The organism is Microbulbifer okhotskensis (genome assembly GCF_023895975.1).
GTDB lineage: Bacteria > Pseudomonadota > Gammaproteobacteria > Pseudomonadales > Cellvibrionaceae > Microbulbifer > Microbulbifer okhotskensis.
Map to the genome: position 1 here is coordinate 1 of NZ_JALBWM010000298.1, position 1159 is coordinate 1159.

Consider the following 1159-nt stretch of genomic DNA (forward strand, 5'->3'; position numbering starts at 1 on the left):
TTCCTACAGGGGACTTTCACCCCATTAGTCCACGCCCATGCTGGGCGTACCAAGTTTCTGAAATACGTTTCGGTCGCGAAAATCGCGCCCTCACCGGACAGCCTACACTGCGTTTCGGCTGCCGTTTAGCAAAACGTTAGGGCCTGCAAAATCACACCCGAAAACCCTTCAGAATTATAGTAAGAGTATAAAAGTAGAAGATGGACGTTAAATATTGGGAAGGCGGATTAACACTGCATGAAATTGATGCTATTGAGAAAATGGCTGAAGTATTTGGGCAGAAAAAAACGGAAGTAAAAAGTGAACCACTAGCTTCTGGTAAGCCAATAAAGCTGAGATCATTTGACCAGCTTAAGCAGTTAAGGCCCGAAAGTAATTCCATGTGGCCTTGGAAAGGTTATGCAGGGTTCCGATTGATTGGTGGTCGTAACAATGAAGGTGAGTTTGATTTAATCATTGTTACGCATTTTAGTGTCATCATTGTTGAGCTTAAACATTGGAATGGCGAGTTAACTGCCAATGGTGATCAGTGGTATCAAAATGGAGAGCATAGAGGCCGTTCTGCTGTAAGTATTACTCAAGACAAGCAGTACATGCTTCGTGAAAAACTGAGGAGATCTGGACGAAAATTCCCTAGTTTTGAGGGGAATAAGTTTAATTCTCCCAGAGTCGATTTTTTTGTTGTACTCACAGGAACTGCCAATGGTAGCAAGCTTCCAGAAAAAGACAGGAAGCATGTACTTAATGTCAATGAATTTTTAGCACTTGCTGATGAAAAAATCTTCGAGAAGATGCTTCTTCCTCCTAATGTACCTAAACGTGCCCTCAACCTGCAACTTAATGAAGACTTTGATGTGTTTGATAACATCTTCAATGATGGGCAAACTAAACCAAAAAGTTTGCTGGTTAATGGTTATGAAGCTGAAGAGAAAATTTACCCTCCAGAAGGTGTTGAATCTGTTTATACAGAATTCCAAGCTAAATCAAAGCAAAGAAAGGATGATAAAGCGCTTTTAAGACGTTGGGATTTTTCTAAATTCAACGACCGTGAGCTAAAAACAACCGAGGGACGCTATAAGGTTGTTTCTCATGAGAAGGAAGTTCTGAGGCTGTAATTTAAATTGTGTAACTGCTCATGCCCCCATACTCTATACCGGAG

1 protein-coding gene is annotated in these 1159 nt (G+C 41.2%); it reads left to right on the forward strand.

Translation table 11 applies throughout. The features are described 5' to 3' along the window. Positions 1–200: 200 nt before the first annotated feature. The gene (locus MO867_RS22165; protein WP_252473218.1) at positions 201–1115 is read left to right on the forward strand and encodes a nuclease-related domain-containing protein; all 915 of its coding nucleotides are present in this window, start codon (positions 201–203) and stop codon (positions 1113–1115) included. Positions 1116–1159 lie beyond the last annotated feature (44 nt).

Coding starts and splice junctions, on each gene's coding strand:
- MO867_RS22165 (WP_252473218.1), top strand. CDS start 201: ATGGACGTTAAATATTGGGAAGGCGGATTAACACTGCATGAAATTGAT.